9 protein-coding genes are annotated in these 17124 nt (G+C 32.7%); 3 read left to right on the top strand and 6 right to left on the bottom strand.

Going from position 1 to position 17124, the window contains the following annotated elements; all coding sequences use genetic code 11:
* Positions 1-29: 29 nt before the first annotated feature.
* Positions 30-392, bottom strand: coding sequence for a four helix bundle protein (locus KQI38_RS13950; protein WP_216560483.1), 363 nt, complete (start codon positions 390-392; stop codon positions 30-32).
* A 248-nt stretch (positions 393-640) separates the two neighbouring features.
* Here KQI38_RS13950 and KQI38_RS13955 point away from each other — a divergent pair, with 248 nt between their 5' ends.
* Genes KQI38_RS13955 through KQI38_RS13965 form a run of 3 tightly spaced genes read left to right on the top strand, consistent with a single transcriptional unit; the run spans position 641 to position 10288 of the window.
* A complete protein-coding gene (locus KQI38_RS13955; protein ID WP_216560485.1) occupies positions 641-3136 on the top strand; it encodes a chitobiase/beta-hexosaminidase C-terminal domain-containing protein in 2496 nt (831 codons plus the stop codon).
* A 13-nt stretch (positions 3137-3149) separates the two neighbouring features.
* On the top strand, positions 3150-4031 hold the full coding sequence (locus KQI38_RS13960) for an S-layer homology domain-containing protein (RefSeq protein WP_216560487.1): 882 nt from the start codon (positions 3150-3152) through the stop codon (positions 4029-4031).
* An 11-nt stretch (positions 4032-4042) separates the two neighbouring features.
* Positions 4043-10288, top strand: coding sequence for a hypothetical protein (locus KQI38_RS13965; protein WP_216560489.1), 6246 nt, complete (start codon positions 4043-4045; stop codon positions 10286-10288).
* A gap of 80 nt (positions 10289-10368) precedes the next feature.
* Here the strand turns inward: KQI38_RS13965 and KQI38_RS13970 are convergent, their stop codons facing one another.
* From KQI38_RS13970 to kamD, 5 genes are all read right to left on the bottom strand, one after another.
* Positions 10369-12876, bottom strand: a complete 2508-nt coding sequence (locus KQI38_RS13970) for a sulfatase-like hydrolase/transferase (RefSeq protein WP_216560495.1) — start codon at positions 12874-12876, stop codon at positions 10369-10371.
* Positions 12877-12946: 70 nt separating this feature from the next.
* Positions 12947-14062, bottom strand: coding sequence for a S41 family peptidase (locus KQI38_RS13975; protein WP_216560497.1), 1116 nt, complete (start codon positions 14060-14062; stop codon positions 12947-12949).
* A 158-nt stretch (positions 14063-14220) separates the two neighbouring features.
* Positions 14221-14607 (bottom strand): hypothetical protein, encoded by a 387-nt coding sequence (locus tag KQI38_RS13980; protein ID WP_216560499.1) that lies wholly within the window; start codon positions 14605-14607, stop codon positions 14221-14223.
* A 124-nt stretch (positions 14608-14731) separates the two neighbouring features.
* Positions 14732-15490 (bottom strand): lysine 5,6-aminomutase subunit beta, encoded by a 759-nt coding sequence (gene kamE / locus KQI38_RS13985; RefSeq protein WP_216560501.1) that lies wholly within the window; start codon positions 15488-15490, stop codon positions 14732-14734.
* The gene (gene kamD, locus KQI38_RS13990; protein ID WP_216560503.1) at positions 15490-17043 is read right to left on the bottom strand and encodes a lysine 5,6-aminomutase subunit alpha; all 1554 of its coding nucleotides are present in this window, start codon (positions 17041-17043) and stop codon (positions 15490-15492) included. The genes kamE and kamD overlap by 1 nt, the downstream gene beginning before the upstream one ends.
* Positions 17044-17124: the final 81 nt, after the last annotated feature.

The raw sequence follows: 17124 nt of genomic DNA on the forward strand, positions 1-17124 counted from the left end.
CACAGTGCACAGTTCACAGTTTTAAAGAATTAATTATTTAATTCTAGAGATTCTCTAGTTGATTTAACTATTGTATTTAGAATCCGGCATATTTCTTTACAGTCCATTAAAAGATCTAAATTTGTATTTTTATCTAAATAATTCGTGGCAAATAAAAGTTCAATCCAGTATTCTACCTCATTCGCTTCTTTGAGAGATATATTCATCTTTGATAAAAAGTCTTTTTTGCTTTGTCCTCTCAATGCTTCTTTTACATTAGCTCCAATACTTGTACCAGTTCTAAGCAGTTGTTTGGACATAACAAATTCATTCTTCTCACATAAAGCTTTATATGTATTTATAATTTTAATTGCAAATTTAAAAGACTTATCTTCAATTATACTATTTGACATCACTCATACCTCCCTTCAGTCAGTGCACAGTTCACAGTTTTCTTCAGTGCTCTGTTAACTGCTCTATTATTATCGGCAAATATAGACAAAATCTTGAGGTTATTATGAAGAAAAATACATTTTCTGCCGATAAAGATAGTGAATAGTGAATAACTAATAGTGAATAGTTAAAAAGACCCTGAAGCCTTACTCAAAACTATTCACTATTCACTTTTAACTATTCACTAAATAAATTGGGGGGAGATTTTTTGAGAAGGAGATTTATTTCATTTGTATTAGCAATAATTGTTTTAATTCCTCTGGTACCAATGCCTGTTTTTAGTAATGGATTGGTTAAGGAAATTGATGTTTTCATGAATAATTTTAGAGTGCAAGTAGAGGGAAAAAACTTTTCTCACAAGGAAGTTTTTCTTTATGAAGGTGATATCTTTGTACCTATGAAAGACTTCGGTAAAGCTCTGGGTCTTGGAGTTAATTTTAATTCCAATAAGAGGGCTCTTACTTTGAACTCTAATAATAAACTGAGATTTAATGATAATTCTAAATATCCTATAGCCTATCAAAGAGGATATGAAATAGAGGTCAAAGAAAGATTGATGGATAATATTAATCAAGAAATTCGTGATTTTTTGAGGGATACTAAATCAAAATCTAGTTCAAAGGATATAGATTTAAAAACTATTCGTGCTGGTTTTTCAGGTATAGAAATTACATTAGATGGAAAAAAGATTTTTTTAGATGGTGAACCTCTTTTGTATAATGATGATGTCTATCTTCCATTAACATCCTTGTCACCTTATCTATATATCACTCCAAAGTTAAATAATAATGTTATAGATATTGATTGCAATGGAGTATTGAAGGACAAGCCAAAGGATACTATTTATCCTAGCTATTATTCTATTGATGAATTAGTTAAATTTAGAGAAGATTTAAATAATAGATATGCTAGGGAATTGGAAGAACTAAATAAAAAGAAAAAAATAATAATGGATGTAAAGATTCCTTATGAAGAGGTAAAATCCTTATCGGATATGGAAAGATATTTAAATAGACATCTTTCAAAAATTAATAATTTAAATGTAGACATCAATCTTCGTTCTGGTACTGGACATTGGTATTATGTGGATATTGATTTCTCTACTCGTGATAATAGCAAATGGCGTAATCTGAGCAGAAGAGATGTGGAAGCCTACATATGGGATATTTATGTGGCTATTTCTAGTCTTTATGATGAAGAAGCTAGAATTCAAGGAAATATAAAGAGATATGTAAGTTTCGATACTAAGATGAAAAATATTGTCTTTAGCTTTATAGATAGCGGATTAGATATGAAATCAAAGGTAGATCCTGTATTTATTGAAGAGCTACTCAATAAGGCACTAGGTAAATATGGTGGTGAATACTTTGATTATACTGCTAGGATTTCTGGCTATGATCTGGAGCTTGTAATCACTCCTTCTCATAGTGACTATATGGAAAGATGGTCTCCTAGCCGTAAACTTGACTTGCTAGAGAGGGTAAATCGTGAAATTAGAAGATATTATCCTGGTCTTAAAGTAAATGGCAAAGTTGTTTATAGGGATTTAGAGCCTATATCATTTACTATTGATGATAATAAAGTAAGATCAACTACTTTGATGGCAAGTACTGCTGAGTATTTAAATAATAGATATGGTATTTTCTATGTTAATGGTTTTAGAGTACCAGTGAAATATAGTTTGCATCAAATAGATAATGATAATTTTAAGCTTATGGTAGATATGGACTTATCTCTATCTGATTCTAGATGGGATATCAATTCTAAGGATGCCCTAGCTGATTTAATGCAGGAAGTGATGAAGTTAGTAATAGATATGTGGGATGCTAATGTTTTTGTTCAAGTATTTGATAAATCTCAACACTTAGTTTATGAATACATTGTTTCTCAAGACACTGTACAGATGGTAATGGCTAACCCTAGTGGCGGCGAAGTTGTAGAAGGTTCTACTGTTACTTTAAATACTTCCACAAGTGGAGCAAAGATTTATTATACTCTAGACGGCTCTATGCCTACTATCAATAGTAGCTTATATACTGGACCTATAGTTATTAGCTCTAATACTATAATAAAAGCCTTTGCTGTAAGGAATGGATTTAAAGATAGTGCAATATCTACCTTTGAATATACTATAGTAGCTGATGATAATATGGCTACTGGTTTAGATAGCTTAAGATTTGATATAGGCACTCTCAGTCCTAGATTTGATAGGAAGGAGCCTAATTATACTTTAACTTTACCTTATGGCACTTCAAGAGTTAAAGTTACTCCATCAGCTTCAGTAGGTAGCATTACTGTAAATGATTCTACAGTTGATAGCGGAGATAGTGTAGAGTTTGATGCTGCTACTTCTACTATTAGGATTGTCCATATTGAATCAGGTAAGGCTAAGAATAGAGTTTATACTATTAATGTAAAGATTGAAGATAAGCAAAACTCCAATGTTAAGCTGGAAAGCTATAGTTTTGATACTTTTGGTTATGGTGTCTTTAGTGGTCAGTTAAGTGGAAATTATAGTGGACATAAAGTAAGACTACTATCCACTACTGGAAAGGAATATGATAATACAGTTGTTGAAAGTAATGGTAGGTTTGAGATTGTTGAATTCCCTACTGGTGTTAGAGAAAGACTTATTGGATATAAATATGAGGTTCGGGATATAAATGGAAATCTAGTTGATTTTGGTCCATTAAATGAAAGGTAGTGGAGGTGATAGTTTGAAAAGAACTTTGTCAATTTTATTAATTATTATACTTTTACTTCCTAGCTTTAGTTTTGCAAATCCATATGAGGAATTAACCCAAAATATTAGAGTTTTTCAGATGGGTATAATGGGGCAAGGCAGCATTGATTTAGATAAGAAAATTAGTCGAGAAGAGTTGGCTACTATTGCTGTTAGGTTAAAGGGATTAGAGTATCTGAAGGATTTTCAAAAACAATCTACTCCATTTAAGGATGTAAAGGGCTGGTCTGTTCCATATATAAATATAGCCTATGATATGAAATTAGTAAATGCAGTGAAAAAAGATTTCTTTAATCCCAATGGCAAAGTCAGTTATGGAGAACTTCTAACTGTATTGATGAGAGTTCTGGGCTATGAAAATGGTGTAGACTTTAAAAAATATCCTGAAGACTATTATTCTAAGGCTTTGGAAATAGGTCTAGGGAATCTCTATATTCCGCATGATGAGGTTGTGACTAGAGGAATTGCTGCTACTACTATTAATAAAGCTTTGGATTTGAAGATGAAAAATAGTGATAAGGAATTATCTAGTTTACAGTTAAACTACTATATTGATGGAAATGTGACTAAGAAGGATTCTGTTGTAGAGAGTGAAGTTTATTTGAAGGAGCTAAGCTTTAGTACTACTATTCTAGGAGTATTCTCTGGAGTATTAGTAGGTGTAAATGATTTTTCTAGATATAAGGTTGTCCTTTTATCTAAATCTGGTAAAGTCTTAGATTCTAAAGTATTAGGAATAAACGGTAGTTTTTCCATTGAAAACTTTGATATTAGCACTTTAAGTAAATTGCAGGGATATAAATATGAAATTTATTCTCCTAATGGGAGTTTAATTCTATGGGACGATTTAGACTAGGGGGTGTTTTTGTGAGAAGAATTACAGCTTTTATTTTAAGTATAGTTATTTTACTTGGTAGCTCTATTAGTTTCGCTGCTCCTGGAGATTTTATCCATACGGGATTAAAGAAGGGCTATAATATGAATAATCCAGATGATAAGGCTGCTTTAATAAGGGATTTAAAGGATAGGAATGTTGATAATAAGCTTTTTTATCGGGAAGTAGAAGGTAAAAAGTATATAAATATAGTTGAGGAGCAAAGGAAAGAGGAAGAAAAATTAAAAGATCTTCTTAAGGCTAATAATGTGGACATACTAGACCCTTATGCCATTGAAAAGTTTCTAGACAATCCTAATAACATTGAAAAAATAGAAAAGGCTTTGGAGGAAATAATCGCTGAATCTGCAATAACATTTGATGAAATCAAAGATGAAAATAAGGGTTCTGAGGAAGATTATTTCAAAGATATGTATGCCCAAAGGCTACAGACTCCTGAAAATTATTCTATACCTGTACCTGGCTATAATGATAATACCACTAAGATAGTGAATTTAACTTTCCCTTCTAATTCTGGAGCTACTAAATGGATGGTTAAAGTAGGAGATGAAGCCTTTGGACCATTTAAGCTCAATGAGGTAATATCTGATGGAAGAGTATATAATTCTGGTACAGATATTGAGGTTTCTGTAGACAAATATTTGCTTTTAGCTGCTGTAGACGCCAATGCTAGAATAAAGGCATACGCCAGTATAAAGATTACCGATGAGATGGTAAGGGCACCTAAGGTCGAGGCTGAGAAAGATGGAAGTATAACCTCTGATATGGCTTTAGCTCCAGGTGAAAAATATTCTGGTGCTACTAAAGTTAGTAGACTTGCAGAGGGGTTGAAGCTAGCTGTGCTGGATACTGAGCCTGCTATTATATATGAAACAGATAAGTTTAATTCTGTTGTATATACAGAAGGTATAGAGCTTATAGTAGCTAATGATGAAGAAGTAGACAATATGACTGATGAATTCAAGAAATATATTGTTGTCTATAGTGAAAAGGATGGAAAGATTGAGAAGTATAATATAGTTGAAGTGACTTCAGCCAATGTATCAGGAGCTTTTAAAGCCAAGGAGCTTGCTGCTAAAACCCATTATTCACTTCCTGTGAAAGGAAATGCTGCTGGTACTACTAAGATAGAGACATTATCTGGATTAAAAGAATTTGATGCTACTAAGTGGATGTATATTGCAGGTAATGAATTAACTCCTCCTAAATTAGATAGAGTCGTGAAGGATAGTAAAGATTATGTAGCTGATGAGGATATTAAAATTGGTATAGGTCAGGATTTAATGCTCTTAGCTACAGATAATAATGGACGAGTCAGAGCCTGTGGTATAGTTAAAGAAATTACTGGGGAAATGATAAAAAATCCTTTGGCAGAGGAACTTAAAGAAACTACTCATTACACTAAGCCTGTGAAGGGTTTTGAACTAGGTGCTACTAAGTTTGGATTCTTGAAATATGGAAGTATAACTGATTGGAAATATGTAGTTAGTGATGAGGTTATATCGGCACCTGAGTTGAATAGTCCCGTTGTTGGTGGTAGTGAACTTAAGTTAACTAATGATAGCATTGATAATTTAATGATTGAATCTGATTTGCCAAAGTTAAAAGATGAAAAGGGCTTTAAAAAATATATGATGGTCTGTGGCCTTGATAGTATTGGTAATGTTAAGGTATTTAAGAGTTTTGTGATGAATGATACTAATGTGAGAATGCCTAAAGCTGATGATTTAGTGCTTGATAAGCATTATTCTGCTCCTATAAAGGGTAATTCTCCTAATACTACTAGGATTGTAAACTTAACCCATACTGGATTAAGTAGTACTGGATTTAGATACAAGCTAATAGATAAACCAGATATTGAAATAGAGTTTAACCAAGTAATTGATGGAATTCATGAGCTTAGGCCTAATGTAGATATACCTACTACTATTGGTAAAAACTTATTAATATTAGCTGTAGATGGATCTAATAAGACCAAAGCCCATACTATAGTCCCACTGAACTTTAATAATGTGAAGGCTGGAAATGCACCTTTGCTACAACCTACAACAAATTATCAAGGTCCTGTACCTGGTAATAAAAATGAAAGTACTAGATTTACTTTCTTAAGCTTACCATCAGGTGCTAAGAAATGGGTTTATAAAGTTGGTAACACTAGCTTTGGTGTACCTGAAACTGGCACTGATATTAAAGGTGATGGAGATTATAAGGAATATACTTTCAATGAAGATATTGAAGGTGTATCAGTAAATAAATATTTGTTATTAGTAGCTGTAGATGAGCATAATAAAGTAATTGCCTATAGAGAGTTTAGATTAAATGAGAATCAGATTAAAGGTAAGTCTGCCGATAAGTTAAATTCACAAGCTTATTACTTGATGGAGGGAGACAATCCTAGCACTACTAAGCTAAAACTTGAACCTCTAGGTCTTGAAAATCCTTCATCTATTGTATGGAGATATAAACTGGTGAATAATGAGCCTGTTGAGGAAAAAGAAAAGCCTTATTTGAATCAAATAATATCTGACACCAAAACTTATAGTGTAAACAGCAGTACTAAGATTGGTCCTGATATTGCTGTAACTAAAGTTGATGGGTCATATGGATATATGCTGCTTCTTGCTACAGATAATTCAGGTAGGACTAAGGCTTATGAATATATTCCGATTACAGCTGATGATGTGAAGAAGCATGCTGATGAGATTAGTGGTGCTAATATTAGTGAAGGCTCTGTCATTGATTCTGTTAAAATAATAGGATTAGACACCAATAAAGAATATAAATATTTGATCAGCAATACTTCACCTGCTACACCTGCTATTGGTGATACATTGCCATCAGGAGCAAAGGACTATGATTTCAAGGATATTGTAGTACAGATTGGAAGATATTTGACCATATATAATATTGAGCATAATAAAATAGTTGGATTTAAAACTTTCCAAATTGATTCCGTGACACAGGGTAAGGCTGAGTTATCAGGAGATACCTTTCTTGAAGGTAGTATTAAAAACGGCGGCTCTAGCTTTACCATCACTTTAACTGGTGCTACTTGGACTGATGTAGCAAATGATAAGTCCATAAGGGACAAGTTATTTAACGGATTTAAGGCAGATAGCGAAGCTACAGAATGGTCTAAGGTTGTAGCATCTATGATAGCTGATGGTAAAGGGGCTATTAGCAAAGTTAATGATACTACAATTACTATTTTGCTACCTCAGACTTTAAACTATGATATTAAGGAAGATCAAAAGATATCTTTAGTTATTCCTCCTGAAGATATAGTCGGAGCTATAAATCCTATTACTGCCACTGGGACTATAACAATTAAGCCTACTATAGGTGCTACTATTTCTGGTGATGTAGTAAGTAGTATTGTTCGTCAGGCTGATATTAAAGCTGGTGGCAAGACTATAATAGTTGAGTTGGCTGATGGGACTTGGGCTAATCTTGCCAATACGAAAAAGGAAGTTTTAGTTGATGGATTTAGTAGTAGTGGTGGTAAATGGGCTGATATTGCCAAAAAGATAAAAACTGATGGAAATATAGTTAGAAATTCTGGTACTAAGGTTACTATTACTCTTCCATCAGTAGATGTGGATTTTGGTACTACTTTAGAGGTAATTACCTTAACTATACCTGAGTCTTCTGGCTTAATTGATAGCGCTACTAAAGATGTAATTGCTAGTCCAAGCTTTACTCTATATCCTGATACATTAACAGTTACAGGTAAAACTGTTGACGGAAAAGATAAAGTTACTTTAACGGCTCCTGATTATAGGGTTGTTGATACTAATAATGATACTTGGCAAATAAAAGTAACTACTGGAACTTTGAAAGATAATACAGGTAATAATGATGTGATAATCTCAGGCCTTCCTAGGGGTCTTGTAGCTAATGTATCTAAAGTTGTAAACGATACTAATGATACTGCTATACAGATTAAAGTATCCGGTACTGCTTCAGCTACTTTGCCTAATGAGACAATAGTTAAAGTGAAGGTAAAGGGAACTGCTGTAACTGAGCCTAATTCTGTGGATTCTGATGAGATTGAGTTGAAGTTAGTTAGAGGCGAGTCTATGATGGGAGAATTGGAGAAGGTCGGTATTGATGTATTTGGTGGAGAATTAAAAGATGGTATTCAAGATTTAAACTCTGACAAAATTGAATTTAGCCTAAACTCTACTAACGGAAGTAATGGAGATTGGACAGATGCAATAATTGATAATACAAAAAATATTGAATTTAAGCCTGGTAAAGTCTATGTAAGAGAAAAAGCTAATCCAAAAGTATTTAGGGAGGTTGCAAATTTAACCCAACCTAAAGCTCCTGTGGGGATTGTTGTTAGTGAAGTAGACTATAGTGATGGCCTAAAGGTTAAATTAAGTGGATTTGATGCTGGAGTAAATTATGATATTAGTACTAATGGAGGTAAGGAGTGGAAAAAAACATTTGTTATCTCTGAAGAAATTATCTTATTGCCAGAATCAGATTTAAGAGTTCGATATAGAGCTACAGAGAATAGTTTGCCGTCACTGGCTACTGGAAAATTAAATGGATTGGATTTGAGAAATGTTAAGATGGATGTTGGAGCAGGTCTATTAAAAGAAACTAATACATCTATGCAGTATAGTTTAGATTCTACTGATGGAATAGATGGTAAATGGGCAGCTGCCAAGGCTGGAGAAACTCCAATAAGCCTAATAGCTGGAAATACAGTATGGATTAGACAGCAAACAAGTAAAGTCAATATAAGGAGTTTAGGAAATGTTACGGCTATGCTAGAACCAGATATAGGAACTATAGATAATCCAAAGATAACTTATAATATAGCTAGTGGGGAAATTAAAAATAATACAGATCAAGATCTTGAATGTAAACTAGGTGGAAGTACAAGCTGGCTTGTTCTAGCTCCTCATTCCATTATTAAAGATGTTAGATTTGCTCCTGGTCCATTGGAGATTAGAACTAGAGGAAGCGATACTATTCTTCCATCTAAATCTAAGGTATTAGCTAGTATTCCTAATCCTACAGATCCTCCTGAATTAAAGGGCGATGATAATGCCAAGACTATTTCTTACTTAGATGAAAGTAGTCTTTGGAAACTATTAGATGATAATTTCCAATATAGAATTGGAGCCAATAGTAATGACTGGAAAGATGGTTCATCCTTTAATATTTCTGAAGATGAAACAGCAGTAGTTTATGTGAGGAAAAAAGCTACTGACAAGCTACTGCCTAGTAATGAGAAAGCTGTTTCTTTTACTAAGAATTTGACTTTCGAGAATATAATATTTGATATAGTAGGCAAAGCTATATTGGGTACTACTACAAAAATGGAATATAGTATAAACTCTAAAAATGAAAAAAGTGGAATTTGGATACCAGCTTTAGATAAAAAGACTCCTATAGAGCCTTTCGAGGGTATGTATATATGGCTTAGAGAGGTAAATAAGCCTTCTACGGAGAAGTTATACGTTGAAAATTTAAGTAGACAGGTAGTACCTGATTTAATTTATGTATATTACAATGTGGAAACAAATAAGATTTCTAATCAATCTAGCTATAACTTAAAATATAGGATAGCCGATGGTGAATGGAAAGACATTGATGCTAAAACAGATTTATATGGTATAGAATTTAAACCTGGAAAGCTAGAGTTTAAGGAAAGAGCTACTGATAAAAAGATGGAATCGCATCCTGCTGTGAAGGCTGTCATTGGTTCACCTATTTCTGGACCTAGTGTAGAAATAGATGATGTGGAAAATAAAATATTATCTATAACTAGCCCTGTTACTGACAGAAGTAAGATTGAATATAGAGTTAACCCTAGTTCTAATAGTCCTTGGATAAGCGGGGAATTATTAGATACTGAAGATTTAAGCGGAGATAAAATAGTTCAGATAAGGATTAAAGCTACTCCTACTACATTGGCTAGTCAAGTAACTGAAGTTAAGTTTACTAAGAACCTAGAGCTGGAACATGTTAAATTAAGTACCCATGTGAATCCGCATCAATTGAATGGTACCACAGCTCAGATGGAGTATAATATTTACTTGAATGATGGTAGAGAAACAAGTTGGAAAAATTGCTCTGAAGGTAATACTCAGATGCCTGATTGGTTACCTGAAAGTATAAAAATTGGTTCATTTATTAGAATTGAAATTCGTGATAGTAAACAACATGGAAATGCTATTACAGTATATCCAAAACCATAATTTAAGCAGCTAGGAAATCCTAGCTGCTTTTTCAATAAGTATCATTTTTGGTGCCAGGCACCAAAAATGATACTTATTTTTTATTCCACAAATCCTTTTACTTTTCCTCTAAGCATTAACTTTGTCAATCCGTTAGTTGGTTTGTCTACATAAGTGGGCAATCCTTTCTCTTTTAGCTTCTTCGGTAGATTCGTCTTTGCTCTGTCTTTATCTAATATTACTCCTACATGGGGATGCATTGTGACAAAGTCTAATATCTCTTCATCTGTGTAATCTTCCTTTATTGGATTTAATATCACTTTGTTAAATCCTCTATAGGTTACTGTTAGATATTGGCGGAAGTTTTTTATCTCCACTATACATCTATCTATTAGCATCGGATATTCTGTAAAGGCCTTGACAAATACTTTAGTATCTGGCTCTCCATGGCGTAGAATAATGTATGCATCTTGGTGCTTGTCCATCCATTTTATAAGATCCTCTATTGCCATTTGACTCTGATCTTTTTTCATTTTTAGTCCCTTAAATTCTTCTAAAGTTAGCCTTCTATCCTTTGGATTTTCAAAGAGGTTGTTATAATACCAATACCAATCTTTTAATAGGATTATCCTATCGTCTGTAGTTAATTCTATATCTACTGCTAAGAGTCTATGCCCTTTATCATAAGCCTTATTTAACTCTTCTAAGGAATTAAAATAGAAAGAATCTATCTTTTTATCCTTTAATATTTCTGTTTCTGTTAAAGTCTCTAAATCTACTTCTCCATTATTTTCTATATAATATTTCAATAAGTTTTTCTTTAGGATAAAGTCTGAGTTATTGATTTCTTCAATTATTTTATCATACATGGAACGAAATTTATCCTTATCTATTTCTTCCCTTGTATTTAAGTCATAGGCCTTGCTATGGTCAAATAATCCATCTCTTGCCATTACAAACATTGTATCCTCAGATATAAATGACCCTTTTAATAAATATGTTTGTGGAAATACATAGTTTTTGTCTTCATAATTTGTCAAATCTCTTCCTAGCATTAAACCCTTTTCATTTTTATATCCCATTATATTTAAAATAGTTGGATAGAAATCCATGGGGCTTCCTACTGTAGAAATGGTTTCATGAATCTCCCCTCCCGGCACATGAATAATAAGTGGTATATTCATCATAGAATCATAATCATATTTATATCCTAGAAGCTCTGTCATCATATTATCTACTTCATTATCTCCGCTTTGTATTGCAAAATGATCTCCATACACGGCAATAACTGTATCTTCATATAGCCCTTCATTCTTTAATTCTTCTATAAACTTACCTATTTCTTTATCTGCATAATGTATTGATTGTAGATAATTACCTAAAATTGTACCTTCATGCTCTGGCTTAATTTTTAGCATTTGATACTCTTCCGGAATATTAAAAGGTGAATGAGATGTAAGGGTTATAATAAAGGCGTAAAATGGATTATTATCTATACTATCTAGTTCCTTTAAATATTCTATATTTTGCTTAAAGAAGTCTTCATCTCTTATTCCAAATCCAATAGTCTTTTCAAATTTATAATCCTCTTCAGATATAAATCTTTGAAAACCTTGACTGACATAGGCTTTTTCTCTATTCCAAAATTCCTTTTTATATCCATGCATAGCCCAAACAGTATAGCCTTGATCTCTCAACAACCAAGGAAGACCATAAAATGTATTATTCTCATATTTGGTATAGCTAGGCTCTTCCAAGGATGGATGTAAAGAATTGTGACTTACGAATTCCGCATCAGAGGTATTACCCCTACCTATAAGTTGATAATATTTATCGTAATATACGGAAGATTTATCATTCATTAATCTATTTAAATTTGGTGTAATTTCTTGGTTATTGTAATTCAAATTTATTACAAAATTTTGCAATGCTTCTACCTGTAGCACTATAAGGTTTTTATTTTTTCCTATTCCAGTTAATTTACCATCTTTTAAGTTTGTACGAAGTTTTATTGACTCTAAATCTTCTTCTGTAAATATAATATTTCCTTCATTTTTAGAGGAATTAATATTTTTAGCTATATCTGTAGCATGAAAAAAATATGGTTCTTGTGCCATTAATGATTCTATTTGTCCTATAGTATTGCCATGAATTATTGCGAAGGCAAGAATCGTAAATATTATATGATTAATATAAGGGAGAAAAGAGGAAGTTTCTTTTATCCTTTTTAAATTAATTTTCTTGGAATATGCTGAAATAAAAATTAGTATAGGTATATCTAATATGATTAATAGATTTTTTATATTTATCAGGCTTTTTATATTATCTCCCACTGCTGTAAGTTGCTTAGCCTGTCCTAACATTGATACAGAAGGTAATGCATGGAATTGACTATAATAAACTACATCTAGAAACATTATAAATGAAACTACACTATAAAAAATCATTGTAATTAGAGTTTTATATTTTAGCTTTGTCTGATTAATTAAAGATATAATCCCTATTGTGGTCATGGACGTTATGATTAATATTAAAATTTTATTAAATTCAACATTGGTAATATTTAAAAATAGTATTGTTTTTAGTATAAATAAAATTGATAAAATCATTTCTGCCTCCAAACTAATACAATAGGGGACGATTAATTCCGTCCCCTTGTTTATTTAATTTTTAATAATCCTATTTTAATATTTCTAATGCCTTTTTTAACTGCAAATCTTCTTTTTCTGTATTCTCTATTTTTATATCTGGTTCTATTCCCTTTCCATGTATTGAGGTCTTATTTGGAGTTAGATATTCTGATGTTGTTAACTTTATTAAACTTCCATCTTCAATAGGCAATAGAGATTGTACTATACCTTTTCCAAAGGTTTTTGTTCCTACTAAGGTTCCTGCTTTTCTATCCTTTATGGCTCCTGCTACTATTTCAGATGCAGATGCTGAGTTTTCATTTACTAATACTACTAATTTGTATTTTATTTTCTCAAGGGTTGAAGTATATGTCTCTAATGGTTGATTTTTTGCCCTTATATGAACTACATCACCCTTTGGCACAAACAATTTAGCTATTGATATTGCCTGTGTAAGTTGCCCTCCAGGATTGTCTCTTAAATCTAAAATTACCTTTGTTACATTTTTATTATCAAATTCTTGAAGTGCTTTTTTTACTTCTTGAGTAGTCTGTGTATTGAATTCATCTATTTGTAAATAACCTATTTTGTTTTCTAAAATTTTGTAGTGTACTGGTGTGATTGAAATAGTGTCTCTTACTATTTCAATTGTTAAAATTTTCCCTTCTCTTTGGATACCTAATTTTACTTTTGTATCCTTTGGCCCCTGTATCATACTGGATACTTTTTCTAATCCAAGATCTTTGATATCTACATCATCTACTGATACGATTAGATCATCTTTCTTTACTCCAGCTTTTTCTGCAGGTTGGCTTTTAATAATATCTCTTACATTTATATATCCGTCCTTTTCTTCTATGTGTATGCCAATTCCACTAAAAGTACCCATTAGGCTTTTATATACACTAGCTGACTCCTCTACTGTATAATAGTTACTATAAGGGTCTATGGATTGGAGCATCCCTTTTAATGCCGCTTCTATTAGCTTACTCTCATCAACTTCAAACGGATAAGAATCCTTGACATATTCTAAAACTTCTTCAAAAAATATTAAATCTGCCTTTAATTCTGGTGGGTTACTTTGTGTTTCTGCTAATGCAAAGCCTGGGATAATTAATGTCAAAATTAGGGCAAAGATTATAATTTTAGATTTATTTTTATTCATTTTATTGCCTCCTTTTAGTTAGCGCCCTTGAGCCTTATTCTTATTATTTTACAGCATTATTGTATTGAGGTCAACTATGGAACAAAGAACTAAAATAGAGGTATATAAAAAATAAGTCAAGAAAGATACTTCGCTCTATCTTTCCTGAATCTTCCTATTTATCTTACTGCCTTTAATTTTGCTATATCAAGGGCACTTTTAGTTGTCACTATTTCTAATATATTAAAATCATTGCGCAATTCTTTTACTTCATCATATACGGATTGTATCTCTGTTTTTAACTCTTCAACTACAAGTTCAAGGTCTTCCTTCGTTGCCATAGTATTCTTTATTTCTTGTAGTTCTGCCTTTGTTGCCATGGTGTCTTTTACTTCCTGAAGTTCTGATCTTAACTCTTGTAACTCTGCTTTGGTTGCCATGGTGTCTTTTACTTCTTGAAGTTCTGATCCTAACTCTTGTAATTCTGCTTTCGTTCCCATATTAGCTTTTACTTCCTGTACTTCAATGTACAACTTTTCCAATAAATCATAAACTTTTTCATCCATATAGATTCCCCTCTCCGTTTATCCTTAAATAGATTATATCATTTATGGATTACTTTATACAATGAAAAAATTAGGGACATTCCTCAACAAGATAGATTATCCCGCAAAGTTCTGTCCCTTAATCTTAAATCAATTCTCTATTTACTATTTCTGTAACTACAAATGTAGCCACATCTTCTGCAAAGGAACCTGTGCCGAAGCCTGCGTCATAGCCTAGTTCTTTGGCTAATTCGTGGCTGATTCTTGGACCTCCGCATGTAAGTACTACTTTATCTCTGATGCCTTCTGCTTCTAGTAATTCTACTAATTGTGTAAGGTTTGGTATGTGAACATCTTTTTGTGTAACTACTTGTGATACTAAGATAGCATCTGCATTTAGCTCTATTGCCTTCGCTACCAACTCTTCATTTGGCACTTGGGAACCTAGATTATATGCCTCTACTCCTTCATATCTTTCTAGTCCATAATGCCCTGCATAGCCTTTCATATTCATTATGGCATCAATGCCTACTGTATGGGCATCTGTACCTGTGCAGGCACCAACTATAACTACTTTTCTCTTTATATTATCCTTAATATATTGCTCTACTTCTTCTTTAGATAATACATCTACATCTACCTTTGGTACCTCTATTTTAGTAAAGTCTATTGTATGTGTACATTTACCATATACTACGAAATAGGTATATCCTACTCCTAAATCCTTTGAATACACCACTGATGGTTCATCAAAACCCATCTTTCTAGCTAGTTGGCGAGCTGCTTCTACAGCCTCATCTCCAGCTGGTACTGGAAGTGAAAATCCTAGCTGTACCATTCCGTCATTCATCGTATCTCCGTAAGGTTTTACTTGTGTTAAATCTACTTTTGCAATTTCCACCATTATCTGTCACCTCCAAGCATCAATTCAATAAATGGATTGAAATATCCTGAGTCCTTCTTAGCTACTCCATCTAGACCCTTTCCACCTGTACGTGATCTTTTTACTCCACCAAATTTACCTTGTTCTATAGTTTGGAATAACCCTTCTTTTTCTATCTGAGTTAGAAGTGCTTCTGCATTTTTCAATACTTCTTGTGCTCTAGTTTGAATAATTCCGCCTTCTTTAAATTCTATTTCATCTCCTAGGCTTCTTGCATTATTGAATATATATTGAGCATTTTCTATAGATAGATATCTATCCTGTAAATGTGGTGTATGAATTGCTTCTGTTAGCATTCCTAATAATTGGATACCTTGGTTGGTCATAATTGATACCATATTAAACATAGCATTTTGTACATGACCTTTAAATATATTTCCTGTCATAAATTTTGTTGGAGGCATGTATTTTAACGGTGCTTTAGGGAATATTTCTCTAGCCATTTGAGCTTGAGATAATTCCAATAAAAATCCATTTTCTACTGTTGGATCCATTTCAAATGCGTGACCAAGACCCATTTGTTCTTCTGGTATACCTGCTTTAATTGCAAATTGTTCATTTATAAATTGTGATGCTAATACTGTATGTGCTGCTTCTACTGCATCATCAGTGGTTAAGTAATTATCTTCTCCAGTATTTATAATAATTCCTGCGAATCCATTGATTATTCTTGAGAAATATTGATCTACTAAGGTTCTTTGCATATTAATATCTCTAAATAGGATACCGTATAATGCATCATTTAGCATCATATCTAATCTTTCACTAGCTCCCATTGCCGCTATCTCTGGCATACAAAGTCCTGAGCAGTAGTTACATAATCTTATATATCTGCCTACCTCTTCACCTACTTCATCTAATGCTCTTCTCATTAGTCTGAAGTTTTCTTGAGTTGCATATGTTCCGCCAAAGCCTTCAGTCGTTGGTCCATATGGTACGTAGTCAAGTAAGGATTGTCCAGTAGTTCTAATAACAGCTATAACATCAGCACCTTGACGAGCTGCTGCCTGTGCTTGGACTATATCCTCATAGATATTTCCTGTAGCTACTATTACATATAGATATGGTTTTTTTCCTTCACCTATTGTATCTAGATATTCATTTCTTTTATTTCTATTTGTTTTAATTCTCTCTACTGTCTTTTCTGCTATTTCATATATTACTTCTTTTATTTTGCTTTCATCAGCAGCTGGAAGTCTTGTAATATCTATTTCTCCTGCTGCTATTTTTTCTGCTACTTCTTGAGGTGTAAGCCCTGTATTTACTACTGCATTTCCTATCCAATATGCCGCACCTCTTTCTAGTCCTCCGCCTTCTTTAATATTATCTACAACTACATTTGGAAGAGGTTTTTCGATTTCATCTACTCCATCTATTCCTAGAAGTCTTGCTATTGTCCTTTCTGTTGCAGTTGTAGTATGAGCATCTATAAATTTTTGCACTTCATCTGCTATATTTCTAGCCGCATTTCTTGAGCTTTCTATTAGTTTTTGATCAAGATTTAATTTCCCCACTTTGTCCTACCTCACTTTCTTTAAATTCAGTGAATAACTAAAAGATAGTTAATAGTGAATAATTAAGAGTGAATAGTTTAG

Origin of the sequence: Tissierella carlieri, from assembly GCF_018917285.1 — a bacterium.
GTDB lineage: Bacteria > Bacillota > Clostridia > Tissierellales > Tissierellaceae > Tissierella > Tissierella carlieri.

What these genes read in the sequence shown, in the direction of transcription:
- KQI38_RS13950 (WP_216560483.1), bottom strand. Translation starts at nt 392, where the DNA reads ATGTCAAATAGTATAATTGAAGATAAGTCTTTTAAATTTGCAATTAAA.
- KQI38_RS13970 (WP_216560495.1), bottom strand. Translation starts at nt 12,876, where the DNA reads ATGATTTTATCAATTTTATTTATACTAAAAACAATACTATTTTTAAAT.
- KQI38_RS13975 (WP_216560497.1), bottom strand. Translation starts at nt 14,062, where the DNA reads ATGAATAAAAATAAATCTAAAATTATAATCTTTGCCCTAATTTTGACA.
- KQI38_RS13980 (WP_216560499.1), bottom strand. Translation starts at nt 14,607, where the DNA reads ATGGATGAAAAAGTTTATGATTTATTGGAAAAGTTGTACATTGAAGTA.
- kamE (WP_216560501.1), bottom strand. Translation starts at nt 15,490, where the DNA reads ATGGTGGAAATTGCAAAAGTAGATTTAACACAAGTAAAACCTTACGGA.